Source organism: Microbacterium commune, from assembly GCF_014836945.1.
Classification (GTDB): Bacteria; Actinomycetota; Actinomycetes; order Actinomycetales; family Microbacteriaceae; genus Microbacterium; species Microbacterium commune.
This window is the reverse complement of sequence record NZ_JACSPX010000001.1, coordinates 1,334,837-1,350,559: the sequence shown is the minus strand read 5'-3', so window position 1 is coordinate 1,350,559 and position 15,723 is coordinate 1,334,837. Positions and strand designations below refer to the sequence as shown.

The following is a 15,723-nucleotide window of genomic DNA, read 5'->3' as shown; positions in this document are numbered from 1 at the left end:
CCGCTCTCACCGCCCGGCGATGCGCTCCAGCGCGACCAGCGGGATGACCACCCACGACGGACGGTTGCGCTTCTCGTAGACGGCCTCGTACACCGCCTTGTCGGCCTCGTAGGCGTCGAGCAGGGTTCGCAGCGGCGGACTCAGCTCGGCCCCCGCGTCCGCGTCCGCCGGATCGAGATCCAGAGCCGCCGTGTACGCGTGCAGGAAGTGCTCGCGCGCGATGTCCGACCACTCCTTGGCGCGTTCGCCGCGCAGGTCCACCCCGTCGTCGTCGCCAGGACGACCCGCCAGCGACATCTCCACGACGCCGGGAGCGTAGCTGAACGAGCGGAGCATGCCCGCGACATCGCGCCACGGCGAATCGGGCAGGGCGCGCTCGGCGAACGGCCGACCCGGTTCACCTTCGAAGTCGACGATCCGCCAGCCGTGCGAGGTGCGCAGCGTCTGCCCGAGGTGCAGGTCGCCGTGTACGCGCTGCACGTCGATCCCGTCCAGCTGCGCGACGGCGTCGTACAGGGCGCGCAGGCGATCGGCGTACGGCCCGATCTCGGGGACGACGGGCAGCGCCCGATCGAGCCGTTCGATCATCGCGCGAGCCAGCTGCGAGGTGGCCTCGTGATCTCGCCGCGCGGTCGGGAACCGCGTGCGCAGCGCGGCGTGCACCTCGGCGAGCGCCTCGCCGAGCCGGGCAGCCTCGCCGCCGAAATCTCCGCCGGATTCGGGCACCGTCAGCTCGGGGTCGGCCAGAGCAGTGCGGACGCTCCCCGTGGCCAGCTCGAATCCGTCGGCGGCCGTGCTCAGCAGCTCCTGCAGCATCGCCAGCTGCAGGACCTCGCCGTCGAGCTCGATCTCGGCCCATCCGTAGAGCTCGGCGATGTGCTCCGAGCCGGCGCTGGTGAGCACGTCGTGGATCTCGATGTCGGGGTTCACCCCGGGGCTGACCTTGCGGAACAGCTTCATGATCGCCGTGTCGTCGAAACGCAGCGACGAGTTCGACTGCTCGCCGGTGAGGGGCGAGGGGCGCAGCCCCGCATCCAGCGCGGGACTGGCCGAGACGCGGCGGAAGCGCAGCCCGCCGACGTCGGCCCTGCCGTCCGGCTCGGCGGCGATGAAGCCGCGCAGCCACAGCGCCATGGCGTCGCGGTCGTGAACCGCGTCGTACAGGTGGCGCTCACGTCCCTCGAACTCGATCGCGCCGACGTAGGCGTGGCTGTGCCGATCGTCGAACTCGTCGTAGGCCGACAGCGGCACCTGGTAGAGATCGCGGCCGCCCTCCTCGTCGGCGTATTCGACGGTGACCAGGAGCACGCGCACGGCGGGGTCGCGGCCGGCGTCGGTCAGCTCGCCGAGCTGTCGCACCGCGGTGACGTGGAACGGGCGGCCCTTGCCGCCGAACCACCGCGTGCGCACCAGGTAGCCCTCCAGAAGGGCATGATCGATCAGGCTCACAGCAGCCCCACCTCCTCAGAATCCTCCGCCGGCGCGTGCAGCTGGAACCAGTAGAAGCCGTGCCCGCCCAGCGTCAGCAGATACGGCCATTCGCCGATGCGCGGGAACGGCACCCCGCCGACCAGCTCGACCGGGATCATCCCCTCGAAGCGCCGCAGATCCAGCTCGACCGGCTGGGGGAACTGCGACAGGTTGTTCACGCACAGGATGACGTCGGACGTGCCGTCGTCGTTGGTGTGCTCGCGCGTGTACGACAGCACCGACGGGTTCGAGCCGCCGAGGTCGTTGAAGCCGCCCAGGCCGAAGGCGGGATGCCGTTTGCGCGCCTGGATCATCTGCCTCGTCCAGTGCAGCAGCGACGAGCGGTCCTCCTGCTGCGCCTCGACGTTCACGGCGAGGTACCCGTACACGGGGTCCTGCACGACCGGCTTGCTGAGCTTGCCCGGGTTCGCGCTCGAGAATCCGGCGTTGCGGTCGCTGGTCCACTGCATCGGCGTGCGCACACCGTCGCGGTCGCCGAGCCAGATGTTGTCGCCCATGCCGATCTCGTCGCCGTAGTACAGCACCGGCGAGCCAGGCAGCGACAGCAGCAGGGCGGTGAACAGCTCGATGCGGTCGATGTCGTTCTCGAGCAGCGGGGCGAGGCGGCGCCGGATGCCGATGTTGGCCTTCATCCGCGGGTCCTGCGCGTACTCGTTCCACATGTAGTCACGGTCTTCGTCGGTGACCATCTCGAGCGTGAGCTCGTCGTGGTTGCGCAGGAAGATGCCCCACTGGCATCCGGCGGGGATGGTGGGGGTGTCGGCCAGGATCTCGCTGATCGGGTACCGCGATTCGCGGCGCACCGCCATGAAGATGCGCGGCATCACCGGGAAGTGGAAGCACATGTGGCACTCGTCGCCGCCGACCTCGGGGTCGCCGAAGTAGTCCACCACGTCGGCCGGCCACTGGTTCGCCTCGGCCAGCAGCACGCGGCCCGGGTAGTTCTCGTCGACGAACCGGCGCACCTTCCTGAGGAACTCGTGCGTTTCGGGCAGGTTCTCGCCGTTCGTGCCAGGGCGCTCGTAGAGGTACGGGACCGCGTCGAGGCGGAACCCGTCCAGACCCATGTCGAGCCAGAAGCGCATGGCGTCGAGCATCGCCTCGTGCACCTTCGGGTTGTCGAAGTTCAGGTCGGGCTGGTGGCTGAAGAAGCGGTGCCAGAAGTACTGCTTGCGCACCGGGTCCCACGTCCAGTTGCTCGGCTCGGTGTCGACGAAGATGATCCGCGCGTCCTGGTAGAGCCCATCGGTGTCACTCCAGACGTAGAAGTCGCCGTACGGCCCGTCCGGGTCGGTGCGGCTCGCCTGGAACCACGGATGCTCGTCGCTGGTGTGGTTCATGACGAAGTCGATGATCACCTTGATGCCGCGCTCGTGCGCGGCGTCGAGGAACTCCTGGAAGTCGTCGGTCGTGCCGAGGTCGGACTGCACTCCCGTGTAGTCGGCGACGTCGTACCCGCCGTCTCGCAGCGGGGAGGGGAAGAACGGCGGGATCCACAGGCAGTCGACACCCAGCCACTGCAGATAGTCGAGCTTGTCGATGAGGCCGCGGAAGTCTCCCACGCCGTCGCCGTCGCCGTCCTTGAACGAGCGCACGAGGACCTCGTAGAACACTGCCGTCTTGAACCACTCCGGCGCGGGGCTCCCCGGGGTGTCCGGGAACGGATCCTGCGTGAGCACCGGGATCGACGCGGTGTACGGGGCGGGCTCATCGGTCATACGGGCTCCCTCACCATCGGATTTCGTCCGAGGCCCAACCTGTCACACGAGACGGGCGCTGGCTAGGGGCTTGTGCACCTCTTGACCTGCGCCGGTCGGAGTGCAAGGGGAGCCGGAAGCTCAGCGACCGCCGGGAGGGCCGATCAGCAGCAGGATGCTGAAGATCGCCACGATGGCGACCAGGATCAGCACGGCCAGCACCCAGGGGCGGTGCAGGAACCAGCGCATCGTGCGGTCGTACCAGGTGCGGTCGCGCGGGTCGTCGGTCTCGGTGAGACGCCACTGCCCCTCGAGTCGCCCGCTGCGGTGCAGCCAGATCTCCGCCGGGATGGTGGCGTACGGCACGATCGCGCTGGCGATCGCGGTCGCGGCCACGCCGGCGTGCCAGCGCTGGTTGAACGCGAGCAGCACCGCCGTGGCGCCGTAGGCGAGGAAGACGAACCCGTGGATGCCGCCGCCGATCGTGACGAGCACCGACGGCTGCCCGACGGCGCGCAGGATGAGGGCGCTGATGAGCAGGGTCCAGGTGATCGCCTCGGCGATCGCGAGCACGCGGAACAGGCGGGCGGGAGTGGTGAACACGGTTCTCCTCGGGTGGGTGTGCTTCCACGGTAGGTGAGCGCGGCTATGCGGATGCCCGAGACGCAGACCATCGCGGGCGTGAACCGCGAAAGATCATTCGAAAGGCTGACACGCCCGGGCTCCGGCACGACGGTCGGGCTGCGGCGTCACTCTCAGAAGGGCGGCTCGATGAAGGTGACGGTGTTCGGAGGCGGCGGCCGGTCGACGTACGTGCGACCGGTGGGGCTCGTCCACTCCAGCAACCCGTCGCCGTGCTGCACGACGTGCCACGGCGTCTGATGCTTCAGCACATGATGTCGCCGACACAGAGCGGCGAGGTTGTCTTCGCTGGTCTCCCCGCCGAAGGCGGCATCGCGGGTGTGGTCGAGATCGCTGTCGCGGGCCGGCATCCCGCATCCGGGGAAGCGACATCGCTCGTCGCGAGATCGCAGCCGACGGCGCAGCGATTCCGGAGGGCGGTACCGGTCGACGCACAGCACCCCGCCGTTCACGGGATGGGTGAGCACGCGATCCCGCCCTGACGCGGCCCCGGCCAGCGCCTGGGCGGAGGCGAGATCCATCGGCGCACGGCCGGAGAGCTCGGCAGCGGGACCGTCCGCACCCATCAGCGTGGTGACCGGCACGGTGACGGCGACGTGCGCGCTGATCGACCCGAGCAGTCGGTCGGCGGTGTCGTGACCCGCCGGAGCGCCGGTGAGCAGCAGATCCATGGCCAGGTCGAACCGACGCTGCGCGAGCGTACGCGGGTCGTCAGCCTGAGTCGGCTCGTCTTCGCCGCGCTCGGCGATCGCCTTCGCCATCTGCGTCAACCGGTCCTGCGCACCGTGGATCAGCACCGAGGGGCCGTAGACGTGCAGCTCGGACATGGCATCCGGACCATCGATCACCCACACGCCTCGATGCGCGCGGGCGTCCTCGTGTCGCTCGTCGAGCGTGCGCGACTGGTACTGCTGGGCGATGCGCTCGGCGATCACCCGCACCCGGCTCGGCGACTCGTGCTGCGCGAACTCCAGCACCCGCGCGGCGTAGGCGGCGCGCGCGTCGCCGTCGTCGATGTGCGCACCCGCGTCGACGATCACCCGCGCATGCCCGGCGGTGATCAGCCCCGCACCCTGCGCATGCCACACCTGCGGAAACCGCTCGACCATCACCTCGGCCGCGACCATGCGCCGCTGCACGGTGCGGTCGCTCACGCGCAGCGCCGTCGCGAGTTCGGCCGCCACCGTGCGCAGGGCGAGATCCGAGTCCTCGATCCCGTCGCCCTGCTCAGCGATCGACATCGCCAGCCGATTCGCCACGGCCAGCAGCCCGTCGCGTGCGGCGAGCACGCCCTGCAGGGTCTTCTCGACGGCCTGCAGCGACGACACGATCGCGTCGAGATTCGCGATGTCCTCACTGGTCGCCGTCGACATTTCGTTCATGTTTCGAGTATCGGACAGGCCACCGACATTCGTACTTCTCATCGCCCTCTCGAGCAGAGCGACGAGGCGACACGAGGTCGTCATTCGTTCGTCGTGGCGGCGTGGTCGGCACGACACGGGCATCCTGTAGCGTGTCGGCCATGACCGGTCGTGATGCCGCCTCCGTACCCCCGCCGACCGCCAGGACGGGGGCCGTCGCGGCGTTCGGCCGAGAGCGCGGGAGCTCAGCTCCGGCGGCCACGAAGAAGCAGGTCATCTCGTGGGCGATGTGGGACTGGGCGATGCAGCCGTTCAACACGGTCATCCTCACGTTCGTCTGGATCGCGCTGTACCTGACCTCGCGGATGTTCCTCGAGCCTTCGGTGCGCGAGTCCGGTCTGCTGGCCGACGGCTCGTACATGAACTGCAACAGCTCCCCGTACGCCGCATCCGAGTACTGCCAGGGCCTCACCGACCTGTCGGAGTGGTGGGGCTGGGCGAACTTCGCCGCGGGCATCCTGATCCTGCTTCTCGCGCCGGTGCTCGGCCAGCAGGCCGACGCTCGCGGCAACAAGAAGAAGTGGGTCATCGGCGCCACCATCGGGATCGCGCTCGTGCAGTTCTCGCTGCTGTTCGTCGAAGCCGACCCGAAGTTCTTCTGGTTCGGCGCGTTCGCCGTCGCGGTCGCCGCGGTCGTCAGCGAGATCGGCAACGTCAGCTACTACGCGATGCTCTCCGAGGTGTCGACGCCGAAGAACGTCGGCCGCGTGTCCGGCCTCGGCTGGGGACTCGGGTACATCGGGGGCGTCGTCGCGCTGATCGTGTGCATCCCGGTGCTGTTCCTCGTCGGGCAGGACAACGCGCTCTCGTTCAAGCTCGTCGCCGTCATCTGCGCCGTGTGGACGATCGTCTTCTCGATCCCGATGTTCCGCAACGTGCCCGAGTCGCCGTCGTACGACACGGCCGAGAAGGTCGGCTTCCTCCGGTCGTACGTCGTGCTCGCCCGCAGCATCGCGGAACTGTTCCGCACCAACCGCCCGACGTTCTGGTTCATGCTCGCCGCAGCCGTCTACCGCGACGGCCTGGCCGGGGTGTTCGCGTTCGGTGCCGTGCTCGCCGCACAAGGCTTCGGCTTCTCGTTCCTCGAGGTGATCATCTTCGGGCTCGCGGCCAACCTCGTCGCCGGCGTCTCGACGCTGCTCGCCGGGCGCATCGACGACGCCATCGGTCCGCGCCGACTCATCATCTTCGCCCTGTCCGGGCTCGTCCTGATGGCGTTCGTGGTCTACGCGCTGCGCGACTACGGCACCATCGTGTTCTGGATCTGCGGCCTGCTGCTGTGCGCGTTCGTCGGCCCGACCCAGGCATCCAGCCGCAGCCTGCTCACCCGCCTCACCCCGCCCAGCCAGCAGGGCACCATCTTCGGCCTGTACGCGACGACCGGCCGGGTGGCGTCGTTCCTGTCGCCGCTGGCATGGTCGCTGTTCCTCGCCTGGTTCGGCGGCATCGTCTACGGCGTGCTCGGCATCGCCGTGGTGCTGCTGATCGGCCTCGTGCTGCTGCTGTGCGTGCGCTTCCCGAAGGACGTCGGGGCCTGAGCCCAGACTCGCCACCCCCAACCGGATGCCGGCCTGCGGCGCATACCGGGATGTGCGCCTGCGGCGCAAGGGCTGCGCGGGCGCAGGTCGTCCCGTCGCAGAATGATCCTCCCGGCCCGCACCAGACAGGAGCGATATGACCACCCACCGCTTCGACGTGCACCCCTGGGGCGTCGGCTGGTCGTGCATGCGGAACGTCGGCTGGGAGGAGCGCGGACAGTCCCACCGGGAGTCGGTCTTCTCCCTGTCGAACGGGCACATCGGATGGCGCGGCACTCTCGACGAAGGAGATCCGAGCGCGGCCGCCGGCAGCTACCTGAACGGGGTCTTCGAAGAGCACCCGATGCCCTACGCCGAAGACGGCTACGGATACCCCGAGCACGGTCAGACGGTCATGCACGTGCCCGACGGCAAGGTCATCCGCCTGATCGTCGACGACGAGCCGTTCGACATCCGCACCGGAGCACTCGTCGAGCACCGGCAGCATCTCGATCTGCGCACCGGGATCCTGCACCGCGCGGCCACCTGGACGTCGCCCGCCGGCCGCACCGTGACCATCGCATCGCAGCGCCTGGTGTCGTTCACCCATCGCTCGATCGCGGCGGTGAAGTACGAGGTCACCGCGGGCGACGCGGCGGTCGATGTGACGCTGCTCTCCGAGATCCTCGCAGATGAGCCGCTACCCGAGGTGCACTCCGACCCGACGGTGATGGATGCCCTGCGCGACCCCTTCGAGCCGGTGGCCCATCGCGGAGCCGGCGGTCGCGCCACCCTTGTGCAGCGCACCAGGCGCAGCCGGATCGCCGTCGCCGTCGCGGCCGACCACCTCATAACCTCCTCGTCGCAGGCGGTAGCGCCCGAGCCGCGCACCGACGTCGCCGCCGACCTCGCCCGCACCACCGTGCGCACCCGGCTGGAGCCGGGGGCGCGCATCGCACTGGTGAAGTGCGTGGGCCACGAGTGGTCGCCTGCGCTCGATGACGTCGCGCTGCGGGACCGCGCCGAGGCGGCCGTCGAGACCGCCATCGAGATCGGCTGGGACGGACTGGTCGACGAGCAGCGGCAGTACCTCGACGCGTTCTGGGACCGAGCCGATGTGCTCATCGACGGCGATGAGCGGCTGCAGCAGAGCGCACGTTTCTCGCTCTTCCAGGTGCTGCAGTCGGCGGCGCGCGCCGAAGTGCGCTCGATCCCCGGCAAGGGGCTCACGGGCGTCGGGTACGAGGGCCACACCTTCTGGGACGCCGAGACCTTCGTGCTGCCCGTGCTCACCTACACCGCGCCGTCCGCCGCGCGAGACGCGCTGCTCTGGCGGCATTCCACTCTCGACCAGGCGCGCAGCCGAGCCGAGCAGCTGCACCTCGCCGGTGCGGCCTTCCCGTGGCGCACCATCGACGGCCGGGAGTGCTCGGGGTACTGGCCGGCGGGCACCGTCGCCTTCCACGTCAACGCCGACATCGCGGCCGCGGTCGTGCGGTACGTTCGGGCGACCGGCGACGTGGACTTCGAACGGGAGAAGGGTGCGGAGATCCTCGTCGAGACCGCACGGCTGTGGTGCACCCTCGGCCGCTGGGACGACGCGGGCGCATTCCACATCGACGGCGTCACCGGGCCCGATGAGTACTCCGCCCTGGTCGACGACAACTTCTTCACCAACCTCATGGCGCAGCGAAATCTCCGGGCGGCTGCGGATGTCTGCAGGCGGCACCGCGACCGGGCATCCGGTCTCGGCGTCTCGCCGGAGGAGATCGCGCTGTGGACGACCACCGCCGACGCGATGGCCTTCCCGTACGACGCCGCTCGGGGCATCCCGGAGCAGTCGGCCGGGTTCAACGAGAAGGAGCGGTGGGACTTCGAGGGCACCCGCGACGACCAGTACCCGCTGCAGAAGCACTTCCCGTACTTCGATCTGTACCGCAAGCAGGTCGTGAAGCAGGCCGACCTCGTGCTCGCGCTGCAGGCCGCGCCCGACGCGTTCACACCGGATGAGACGGCCCGCGCATTCGCGTACTACGACGGGCTGACCGTGCGCGACTCGTCGCTGTCGGCGTCGGTGCAGGCCACGGTCGCCGCCCGCGTGGGGCAGCTCGATCTGGCGATGGACTACTTCGCCGAGGCGGGCACCATCGACCTCGACGATCTGCAGGAGGACGTCGACGAGGGCCTGCACATCGCCGCGCACGCCGGTGTGTGGAACGCCCTGGTGTGCGGTTTCGGCGGCATGCGCGACGACGGCGAGATGCTCCAGTTCGCGCCGCGGGTCGCACCGCCGATGACCGCATTCTCGTTCGGGATGCTGGTGCGCGGCCACACCCTGCGGGTGGACGTGCAGCGCGACGGGGCCACCTACCGGCTCGAGGACGGCCCCGCGATCGACATCCGGCACTTCGGCGAGGACGTCACCCTCGAGGCCGGCGAGCCTCGCCGCCTGAGCATCCCTCCCCTGCCCGATCCGGGGCCTCGCCCGTCGCAGCCGCGCGGTCGTGAGCCGCGGCGAGCGGGAGCCGAGACCTGACCCGCCTCAGGCGCGACCCTGCAGGATCATGCGCCAGTAGACCTGCGGGAAGATCTGCCGGTCGATGATCCAGTTCATCCGGCTCTCGCGATACGAGCTGCGCCACAGCGTGGGCTTCAGGCGGAGCCGGTCGTCGAATTCGGCGAACACCGCGGTCGAGCGTGAGACGGTGAACGGGCAGACGCCGTAGCCGTCGTAGGCGGATGCCGGATCGCGCCCCTCGAGAACCGCGCGGACGTTCTCGGCCAGCACCTTCGTCTGCGTGCGCAGCGCTCCGCCCGACTTGGAGTTGGTCGTGCCCGCCGCGTCTCCCAGTGCCCAGATCTCGGGATGCCGGGTGGAGCGCAGGGTGCGCGGGTCGACGGCGACGAATCCGTCGTCGTCGGCGAGGCCGCTGGCGCGGATCCACTCCGGCGCCTTCTGCGGCGGCTCGGCGATGAGCAGGTCGTAGTGCAGACTCTGCCGGTCGGCGCCGGCAGCGTCGAACACGACGGTGCCGTCGTCTGCGTCGACCTGGCGCAGCTGCGCGCGGTAGCGCACGTCGATGTCGTACTCGTCGATGCTGCGCTGCAGCTCGGCGTCGATCTCGGGGATGCCGAAGATCGTCGGCGTCGGCACGAGCAGCACCACATGGATGTCGTGCAGCACGTTCGTCGCCCGCCAGTACGCGCACGCCTGGTACATCGGCTTCTGAGCCGCGCCCGCGCAGGACGCGGGTCCGGGCGCCTGCACGAACACCACGGTGCCGGAGCGCACCGAGCGCAGCAGCTTCGACGCCTTCTGCGCCAGCGCGAAGTCGTAGTTCGAGGCCCCGTGCGGCGATCCCATCGCGTCGTCGAGACCGGGGACGGCATCCCAGTCGTTCCGGATGCCCGGCGCGAGGATCAGCTGGTCGTACCGGACGGTGTCACCGGATGCCAGATGCGCCCGCCGATTCTCGGGGTCGACCGCGGTGACGGCATCCGGGATCCACTCCACGCCGTGGGGGAAGACGTCGGCCTGCGGGCGCACCGCCTCGCTCGCCCGGGCGGTGCCGCCGGCGATGTGCGAGAAGAGGGGCTTGTAGTAGTGCGTCTGCGACGGCTCGACGACCGCGATCTCGGTGACTCCGGCACGGCGCAATCGGCCCGCGACCGACAGCCCGCCGTTGCCTCCGCCGACGACGAGAACCCGGTGTGCCCGCTCGTGACCCTCGACTGTGGATGTGTTCTCGGCGCTCATGGAAGCCGACCGTAGGCGGCGGTGGCGTGCCCGGCGACGCCCTTGACAGCGCCGGCCGGGGTGGTCGGTCGCGCGCGCGGGGCGGCCACCTGCCGGATGCGAGGTCACTTGTGTGCACGCCAGCGCGGATCTTCGTGCACAACTGACCCCGCATACCGCGCGGGATGGAAAACGCTGGTCGCGGCTGCGGCTCACCGGCGTCTTCCATCTCCGGCGACGGCCGGTCAGCTGAGCAGCACGCCGATCGTGACGACGGCGCCGGTCAGCAGTAGCGCCAGGAAGCTGTAGATCGCGATCGTCCAGCCGCGGTAGCTGTCGGGCGTCGCCCCCTCCGGCGGCGGCACGACGGTCGGGTCGGGCGGCGGCGCGGTCAGACGGGGGTCGGATGCCGGTGCCGGCACGGCTGCGACCTTCTCGGCCGTCGTGGTGCGTCGAGCCGCCCGCGTCGGTGCCTCTTCGGGCGGGGCGGGAGGGATCACCGGCTCGGCGAGCGCCGCCTCGGGGATCGCCGCATCGGGGATCGTCGGCTCGGGCACGTCGAGCTCGGGAACCACGGCCTCCGACGCGTCGGGTTCCGCGACCGCGGGCTCCGGTACGACCGCGGGATCGGGCGCAGCGGCCTCGGGCGCTGCGTCATCGGCATCCCCCAACCGGTCGCTCACGTCAGCCTCCGACCGCACCCGCGTCGCTCGTGCCGACGTCGGTGCGGTGGAAGTTCTGGAACGAGCGGGATGCCGTGGGCCCGCGCTGCCCCTGATAGCGATTGCCGTAGGGGCCGGAGCCGTACGCATTCTCGGTGGCCGAGGTGAGGCGGAAGAAGCAGAACTGACCGATCTTCATGCCCGGCCACAGCTTGATCGGAAGGGTCGCGACGTTCGCCAGCTCGAGCGTGACGTGCCCGCTGAACCCCGGATCGATGAACCCGGCGGTCGAGTGCGTGATGAGCCCCAGGCGTCCGAGCGACGACTTGCCCTCCAGCCGCGCCGCGACGTCGTCGGGCAGCGAGACCTGCTCGAAGGTCGCGCCGAGGGCGAACTCGCCGGGATGCAGGATGAACGGCTCGTCGGGGGCGACCTCGATCAGCCGGGTCAGCTCGGGCTGATCCTCGGCGGGATCGATGAACGGGTACTTGTGGTTGTCGAACAGCCGGAAGTACCGGTCGAGTCGCACGTCGACGCTCGACGGCTGCACCATCTGCTCGTCGTAGGGAGCCAGCCCGATGCGGCCCGTTGCGAGTTCTGCCTTGATGTCGCGGTCGCTGAGAAGCACGTCTTCAGCGTAACGGTGCCCTCTGGCGGCAGCCGCACTATTCTCACCTCATGACACGGGCGCCGGTGATCTCGATCGAGCTGCTGCTCGACGAGGTCAGCGAGGCAGCCGTGCGCGCGGAGTGGCAGGCCCTCGCCGCCGCCGGCCTGTCGAGCATGGCCGCGCACACCGCGCCGAGCAACAGGCCGCACGTGACCCTGCTCGTGCGCAGCGCGCTGGAGCACGTCGAGACCGCCCTGCTCACCGCCCGGCCGGCCTTCGCGGTGCGCCTGGGCGGGCCGCTGCTGTTCGGCGACGGCGACCGGCGGGTGCTCGTGCGCAGCGTCATCGCGTCGGCCGCACTGCTCGCCCTGCATGACGACGTGCACCGGGCGGCCGGGCCGGGCGACGACGCCCCGCACACCGCTCCGGGCGCATGGACGCCGCACGTGACCCTTGCCCGGCGGGTGCGGCTGCAGGATCTCGAGCGTGCGCTCCCGCTCGTCGGCGGCGAGATCACGGGCACGGCGAAGGCGCTGCGCCGCTGGGATGCCTCCACCCGCACCGTCACCGAGCTCGCCCGACTGGGCTGAGTCCGAGGCGAAGCACTCTGTGGTCGAACGCTGGCAGAGGCGTTGCCGCGCTGTGGCACGCATGTAACCGGCGCCTCCGTAGCGTCGAATCACAAGCTTCCCCACAGTCCACAGCCGCATCGGCCCACCAGAACGGAAACACCATGACCGAGATCACCACCACCACCACCGCACCCACCAAGTCGCGCAAGCGCCTGATCCTGCTGCCGCTGGCGGGCCTGCTGGTCGCTGCGACCGTGGCCGTCGGCTCGGGTGCGGACTTCGTCGCCAACTCGGTCAACTCCGCCAACGCCTTCAGCAGCGGCACGCTCGCCCAGCAGAACTCCAAGTCGGGCAACGCGATCTTCAACGCCTCGAACCTCAAGCCGGGCGACACCCTGAACGGCAAGGTGACCATCACCAACTCCGGCACCCTGCCCGCCGCGTTCACGCTCACCGAGAACGCCACCAACGGCTTCGTCAAGACGGAGAACCTCAAGCTCGTCATCACCCGTGCCGGCAGCGGCACCCCGGTGTGGTCCGGCACCTTCGGCGACCTGACGAAGGCCGGCGCGCTCGACCTCGGCGAATTCGCCGCCGGCGAGTCGCGCGACTACACCTTCAGCACCACGCTGGCGCAGACCGCCGACAACACCGAGCAGGGCAAGAACGCCTCCGCCGTCTACACGTGGGACTCCAAGCAGGCGGCCGCCACGGCCGTCAGCCAGTGACCACCCACCCCTGACCCGGAGCATCCGGCATCCGTCCGCCGGGTGCCCCACCCCCGCTGATCACCCGAGATCGGCACTGATCACCCGAGATCAGAGGAGAAGAGCATGAGCCCCACGAAGACGACTCGCGCGATCGGCAGCACCCTGATCACCGTCGCCGTCGCCTGCGCCATAGCGCTGGTGGGGCTCATGCTCGTCCCATCGCTGTTCGGCCTCGACCGCTACGTCATCACCGGCGGCTCGATGTCGGGCACCTTCGAGAAGGGCACCGTCGTCTACGAGCGCCAGGTGCCCGTCGCGGATCTGCAGGTCGGCGACATCATCACCTACGTCCCGCCCCAGGAGTCCGGAATCGACGAGCCGGTCACGCACCGCATCGTCTCGATCGACGACAGGACGGATGCCGAGGGCGGTCGCGTGCTGCGCACGAAGGGCGACGCCAACGACAGCATCGACCCGTGGACGTTCACGCTGGCATCCGCCGTGCAGCCGCGCGTCGAGGGCTGGGTGCCGGCGGTGGGCTGGGTGTTCATCCTGCTGTCGATGTCGGGAGTGCGGATGCTGAGCATCGGCCTTCCCGCCGCGCTCATCGGACTGATGTTCCTGCGCGACCTCGTGCGTGCGCTGCGCAGCTGACGCATCCGCACCCGACCGGTCCTGACGAGGCCGCGGCTGACCGCCGCGGCCTCTTCTGCGTCCCCGCGGGGCGCGCCGGCGCCGATCGTGTCCCTGCTGAGGCTCGGCTGTTGCCGGGCTGTAACCGGCTGCTCCGTAACGTCGAAGCATGACCAGAACGAAGGGCACGCCGGTGACCGGCGCGGCGCTGCGCAACGTCGCGCTCGCCGCTCTGGCCGCCCTCCTGCTGGCCGTCTTCGCCCTGAACGGACTGCAGACCTCCTCCGCAGCCTTCATGTCGCAGTCCGCGAACGCGACGAACACGGCATCCGCCGCCGTCGACTGGACCCCGCCCACCGTCGGCATCGTCACGCCCGGTGCACCGCTGCGGGGGTCCGCGACCATCGCCGCCGACGCGGCCGACGCCGAGACCGGCATCGCGAGTGTCGTGGTGCAGTGGCAGAGCGTCGGCGCCGCGAGCTGGACGACGCTGTGCAGCACGGCATCCGCGCCCTACCGCTGCAGTTGGGACACGCTTTCCGCAGCCGACGGCGCGTACGACGTGCGCGCCATCGCCACCGACAAGGCGGGGTACGCCACCACCTCGGCGCCGGTGCGTGTCACCGTCGCGAACGCCTTCACCGTGGTGCTCGCCGACCTCGACGAGGCGGTGCGCGGCACGACACCGCTGACCGCGACGCTGACGGATGCCGATCCGCGGGCAACCTACGGGGTGCGCTTCGAGTACTCGGTCGCCGACGCGAACAGCTGGAAGAGCGTCGCCGGCTGCGCGAGCATCGCCGGCTCCGCGTCCTGCACCGTGAACTGGGCGACGACGTCACTGGCCAGCGGCGACTACGACGTGCGGGTCGTGGCGTGGCCGACGGCTCGTCCGACCGTGGTCATGATCTCGGAACTCTCGTCCGTCACGATCGACAACGTCGCACCCACCGCCACCATGACCGACCCGGGCAGCGTGCTCACCGGCACGGTCACCCTCGCCGCGACGCCGGCCGATGCGCACTCCGGTGTGGCATCCGTCGCCATCCAGTACCAGCCGAGTGCGGGTGGCGCGTGGACGACCGCCTGCACCATCGTCGATGAGCCGTGGTCGTGCCGCTTCAACACCGTGCCGCTGCCGTACGGCCGCTACTCGTTCCGCGCCATCGCGACCGACCTGGCCGGCAACAGCACCACGTCGGCCACGATCACCGGCCGCCTGGTCGACAACACCGTCTCGTCGATCTCGCTCGACGACCCGGGCGCGTTCCTCACCGGGACCGTGCAGCTGACGGCCACCGCGAACGCCTCGGCCGGAATCTCGTCGGTCGCGATCCAGTACTCCCCCGCGGGCAGCGGCAAGTGGTCGCCCGTGTGCACCCTCGCCGCGGCGCCCTACGGCTGCGCGTGGGACACCAAGACCGTCGCGGACGGCTCGTACGACCTGCGCGCCGTGCTCACCGACAGCCACGGCAAGCAGACCACCTCGGCCGTGCTCGCCGCCCGACGCGTCGACAACGCGCCGCTGCGCGGCGCCGACGTGCAGGCCGTGAACGGCGGCAAGGCCGGGGTGATCGACGCCGGCGACATGCTGGTGCTCACCTACAGCGGACGCGTCAACCCGGCGAGCATCGCGAGTGGATGGGACGGCTCGGCCCGCGCCATCACAGCCCGGGTGCGCGACGGAGGCATCACGAGTGGGTCCAACGACCTGTTCGACGTGCCGAACACCAACCTCGGCTCTGTCAACCTGCGCGGCAACCACGTCGGCCTGTGGACGACGGCACAGTTCTCGGCCACCATGACCGCCACCACCGAGACCATCAACGGCGTGCCCTCCACCGTCGTCCGCGTCGCCCTCGGCGGCCTGACCTCGGGCTCGGTGCGGACGGTCACCACGACCGCCGCGATGATCTGGACCCCCTCCGCCAACGCGACCGACCTCGTCGGCCAGCGCTGCGCGGCGACCCCGGTCACCGAGAGCGGCCCTCTCGACAAGGACTTCTGATGACAACGCCCGACCGTCCTGAAG

At 70.1% G+C, this 15,723-nt stretch carries 13 protein-coding genes; 6 read left to right on the top strand and 7 right to left on the bottom strand.

Annotated features, from left to right (window positions below; all coding sequences use genetic code 11):
• Positions 1-6 precede the first annotated feature (6 nt).
• The 4 genes from H9633_RS06260 to H9633_RS06245 form a co-directional block, all read right to left on the bottom strand.
• Positions 7-1,449, bottom strand: a complete 1,443-nt coding sequence (locus H9633_RS06260; RefSeq protein ID WP_191712479.1) for a maltokinase N-terminal cap-like domain-containing protein — start codon at positions 1,447-1,449, stop codon at positions 7-9.
• Positions 1,446-3,209 carry a maltose alpha-D-glucosyltransferase gene (gene treS, locus H9633_RS06255; RefSeq protein WP_191712478.1) on the bottom strand — a complete coding sequence of 588 codons (1,764 nt, stop codon included), beginning with the start codon at positions 3,207-3,209 and terminating at the stop codon, positions 1,446-1,448. The genes H9633_RS06260 and treS overlap by 4 nt, the downstream gene beginning before the upstream one ends.
• A gap of 120 nt (positions 3,210-3,329) precedes the next feature.
• Positions 3,330-3,791, bottom strand: a complete 462-nt coding sequence (locus tag H9633_RS06250) for a DUF3817 domain-containing protein (protein ID WP_071642984.1) — start codon at positions 3,789-3,791, stop codon at positions 3,330-3,332.
• A 152-nt stretch (positions 3,792-3,943) separates the two neighbouring features.
• Positions 3,944-5,212 carry an HNH endonuclease signature motif containing protein gene (locus H9633_RS06245; RefSeq protein ID WP_191712477.1) on the bottom strand — a complete coding sequence of 423 codons (1,269 nt, stop codon included), beginning with the start codon at positions 5,210-5,212 and terminating at the stop codon, positions 3,944-3,946.
• Between the two features lie 140 nt (positions 5,213-5,352).
• Here H9633_RS06245 and H9633_RS06240 point away from each other — a divergent pair, with 140 nt between their 5' ends.
• Complete coding sequence (locus tag H9633_RS06240; protein ID WP_191712476.1) at positions 5,353-6,789, top strand: MFS transporter; 1,437 nt, start codon at positions 5,353-5,355, stop codon at positions 6,787-6,789.
• A 136-nt stretch (positions 6,790-6,925) separates the two neighbouring features.
• A complete protein-coding gene (locus H9633_RS06235; protein WP_191712475.1) occupies positions 6,926-9,304 on the top strand; it encodes a glycoside hydrolase family 65 protein in 2,379 nt (792 codons plus the stop codon).
• A gap of 6 nt (positions 9,305-9,310) precedes the next feature.
• Here H9633_RS06235 and H9633_RS06230 read toward each other — a convergent pair whose 3' ends face one another.
• The 3 genes from H9633_RS06230 to dcd all read right to left on the bottom strand — a co-directional run bounded on the left by H9633_RS06230 (position 9,311) and on the right by dcd (position 11,794).
• Positions 9,311-10,525, bottom strand: a complete 1,215-nt coding sequence (locus H9633_RS06230; RefSeq protein ID WP_191712474.1) for an NAD(P)/FAD-dependent oxidoreductase — start codon at positions 10,523-10,525, stop codon at positions 9,311-9,313.
• A gap of 224 nt (positions 10,526-10,749) precedes the next feature.
• A complete protein-coding gene (locus H9633_RS06225; protein ID WP_191712473.1) occupies positions 10,750-11,187 on the bottom strand; it encodes a hypothetical protein in 438 nt (145 codons plus the stop codon).
• Position 11,188: 1 nt separating this feature from the next.
• Positions 11,189-11,794, bottom strand: a complete 606-nt coding sequence (gene dcd, locus H9633_RS06220; protein ID WP_071642972.1) for a dCTP deaminase — start codon at positions 11,792-11,794, stop codon at positions 11,189-11,191.
• 50 nt (positions 11,795-11,844) lie between these two features.
• On the opposite strand from dcd, the gene H9633_RS06215 reads away from it, so the two are divergent.
• The 4 genes from H9633_RS06215 to H9633_RS06200 all read left to right on the top strand — a co-directional run bounded on the left by H9633_RS06215 (position 11,845) and on the right by H9633_RS06200 (position 15,699).
• Positions 11,845-12,366 carry a 2'-5' RNA ligase family protein gene (locus H9633_RS06215; protein ID WP_191712472.1) on the top strand — a complete coding sequence of 174 codons (522 nt, stop codon included), beginning with the start codon at positions 11,845-11,847 and terminating at the stop codon, positions 12,364-12,366.
• Positions 12,367-12,509: 143 nt separating this feature from the next.
• The gene (locus H9633_RS06210) at positions 12,510-13,076 is read left to right on the top strand and encodes a TasA family protein (protein ID WP_191712471.1); all 567 of its coding nucleotides are present in this window, start codon (positions 12,510-12,512) and stop codon (positions 13,074-13,076) included.
• 105 nt (positions 13,077-13,181) lie between these two features.
• Positions 13,182-13,712 (top strand): signal peptidase I, encoded by a 531-nt coding sequence (locus H9633_RS06205; RefSeq protein ID WP_191712470.1) that lies wholly within the window; start codon positions 13,182-13,184, stop codon positions 13,710-13,712.
• A gap of 148 nt (positions 13,713-13,860) precedes the next feature.
• Entirely contained in the window at positions 13,861-15,699 is a 1,839-nt protein-coding gene (locus H9633_RS06200) for an Ig-like domain-containing protein (protein WP_191712469.1), read from the top strand.
• Positions 15,700-15,723: the final 24 nt, after the last annotated feature.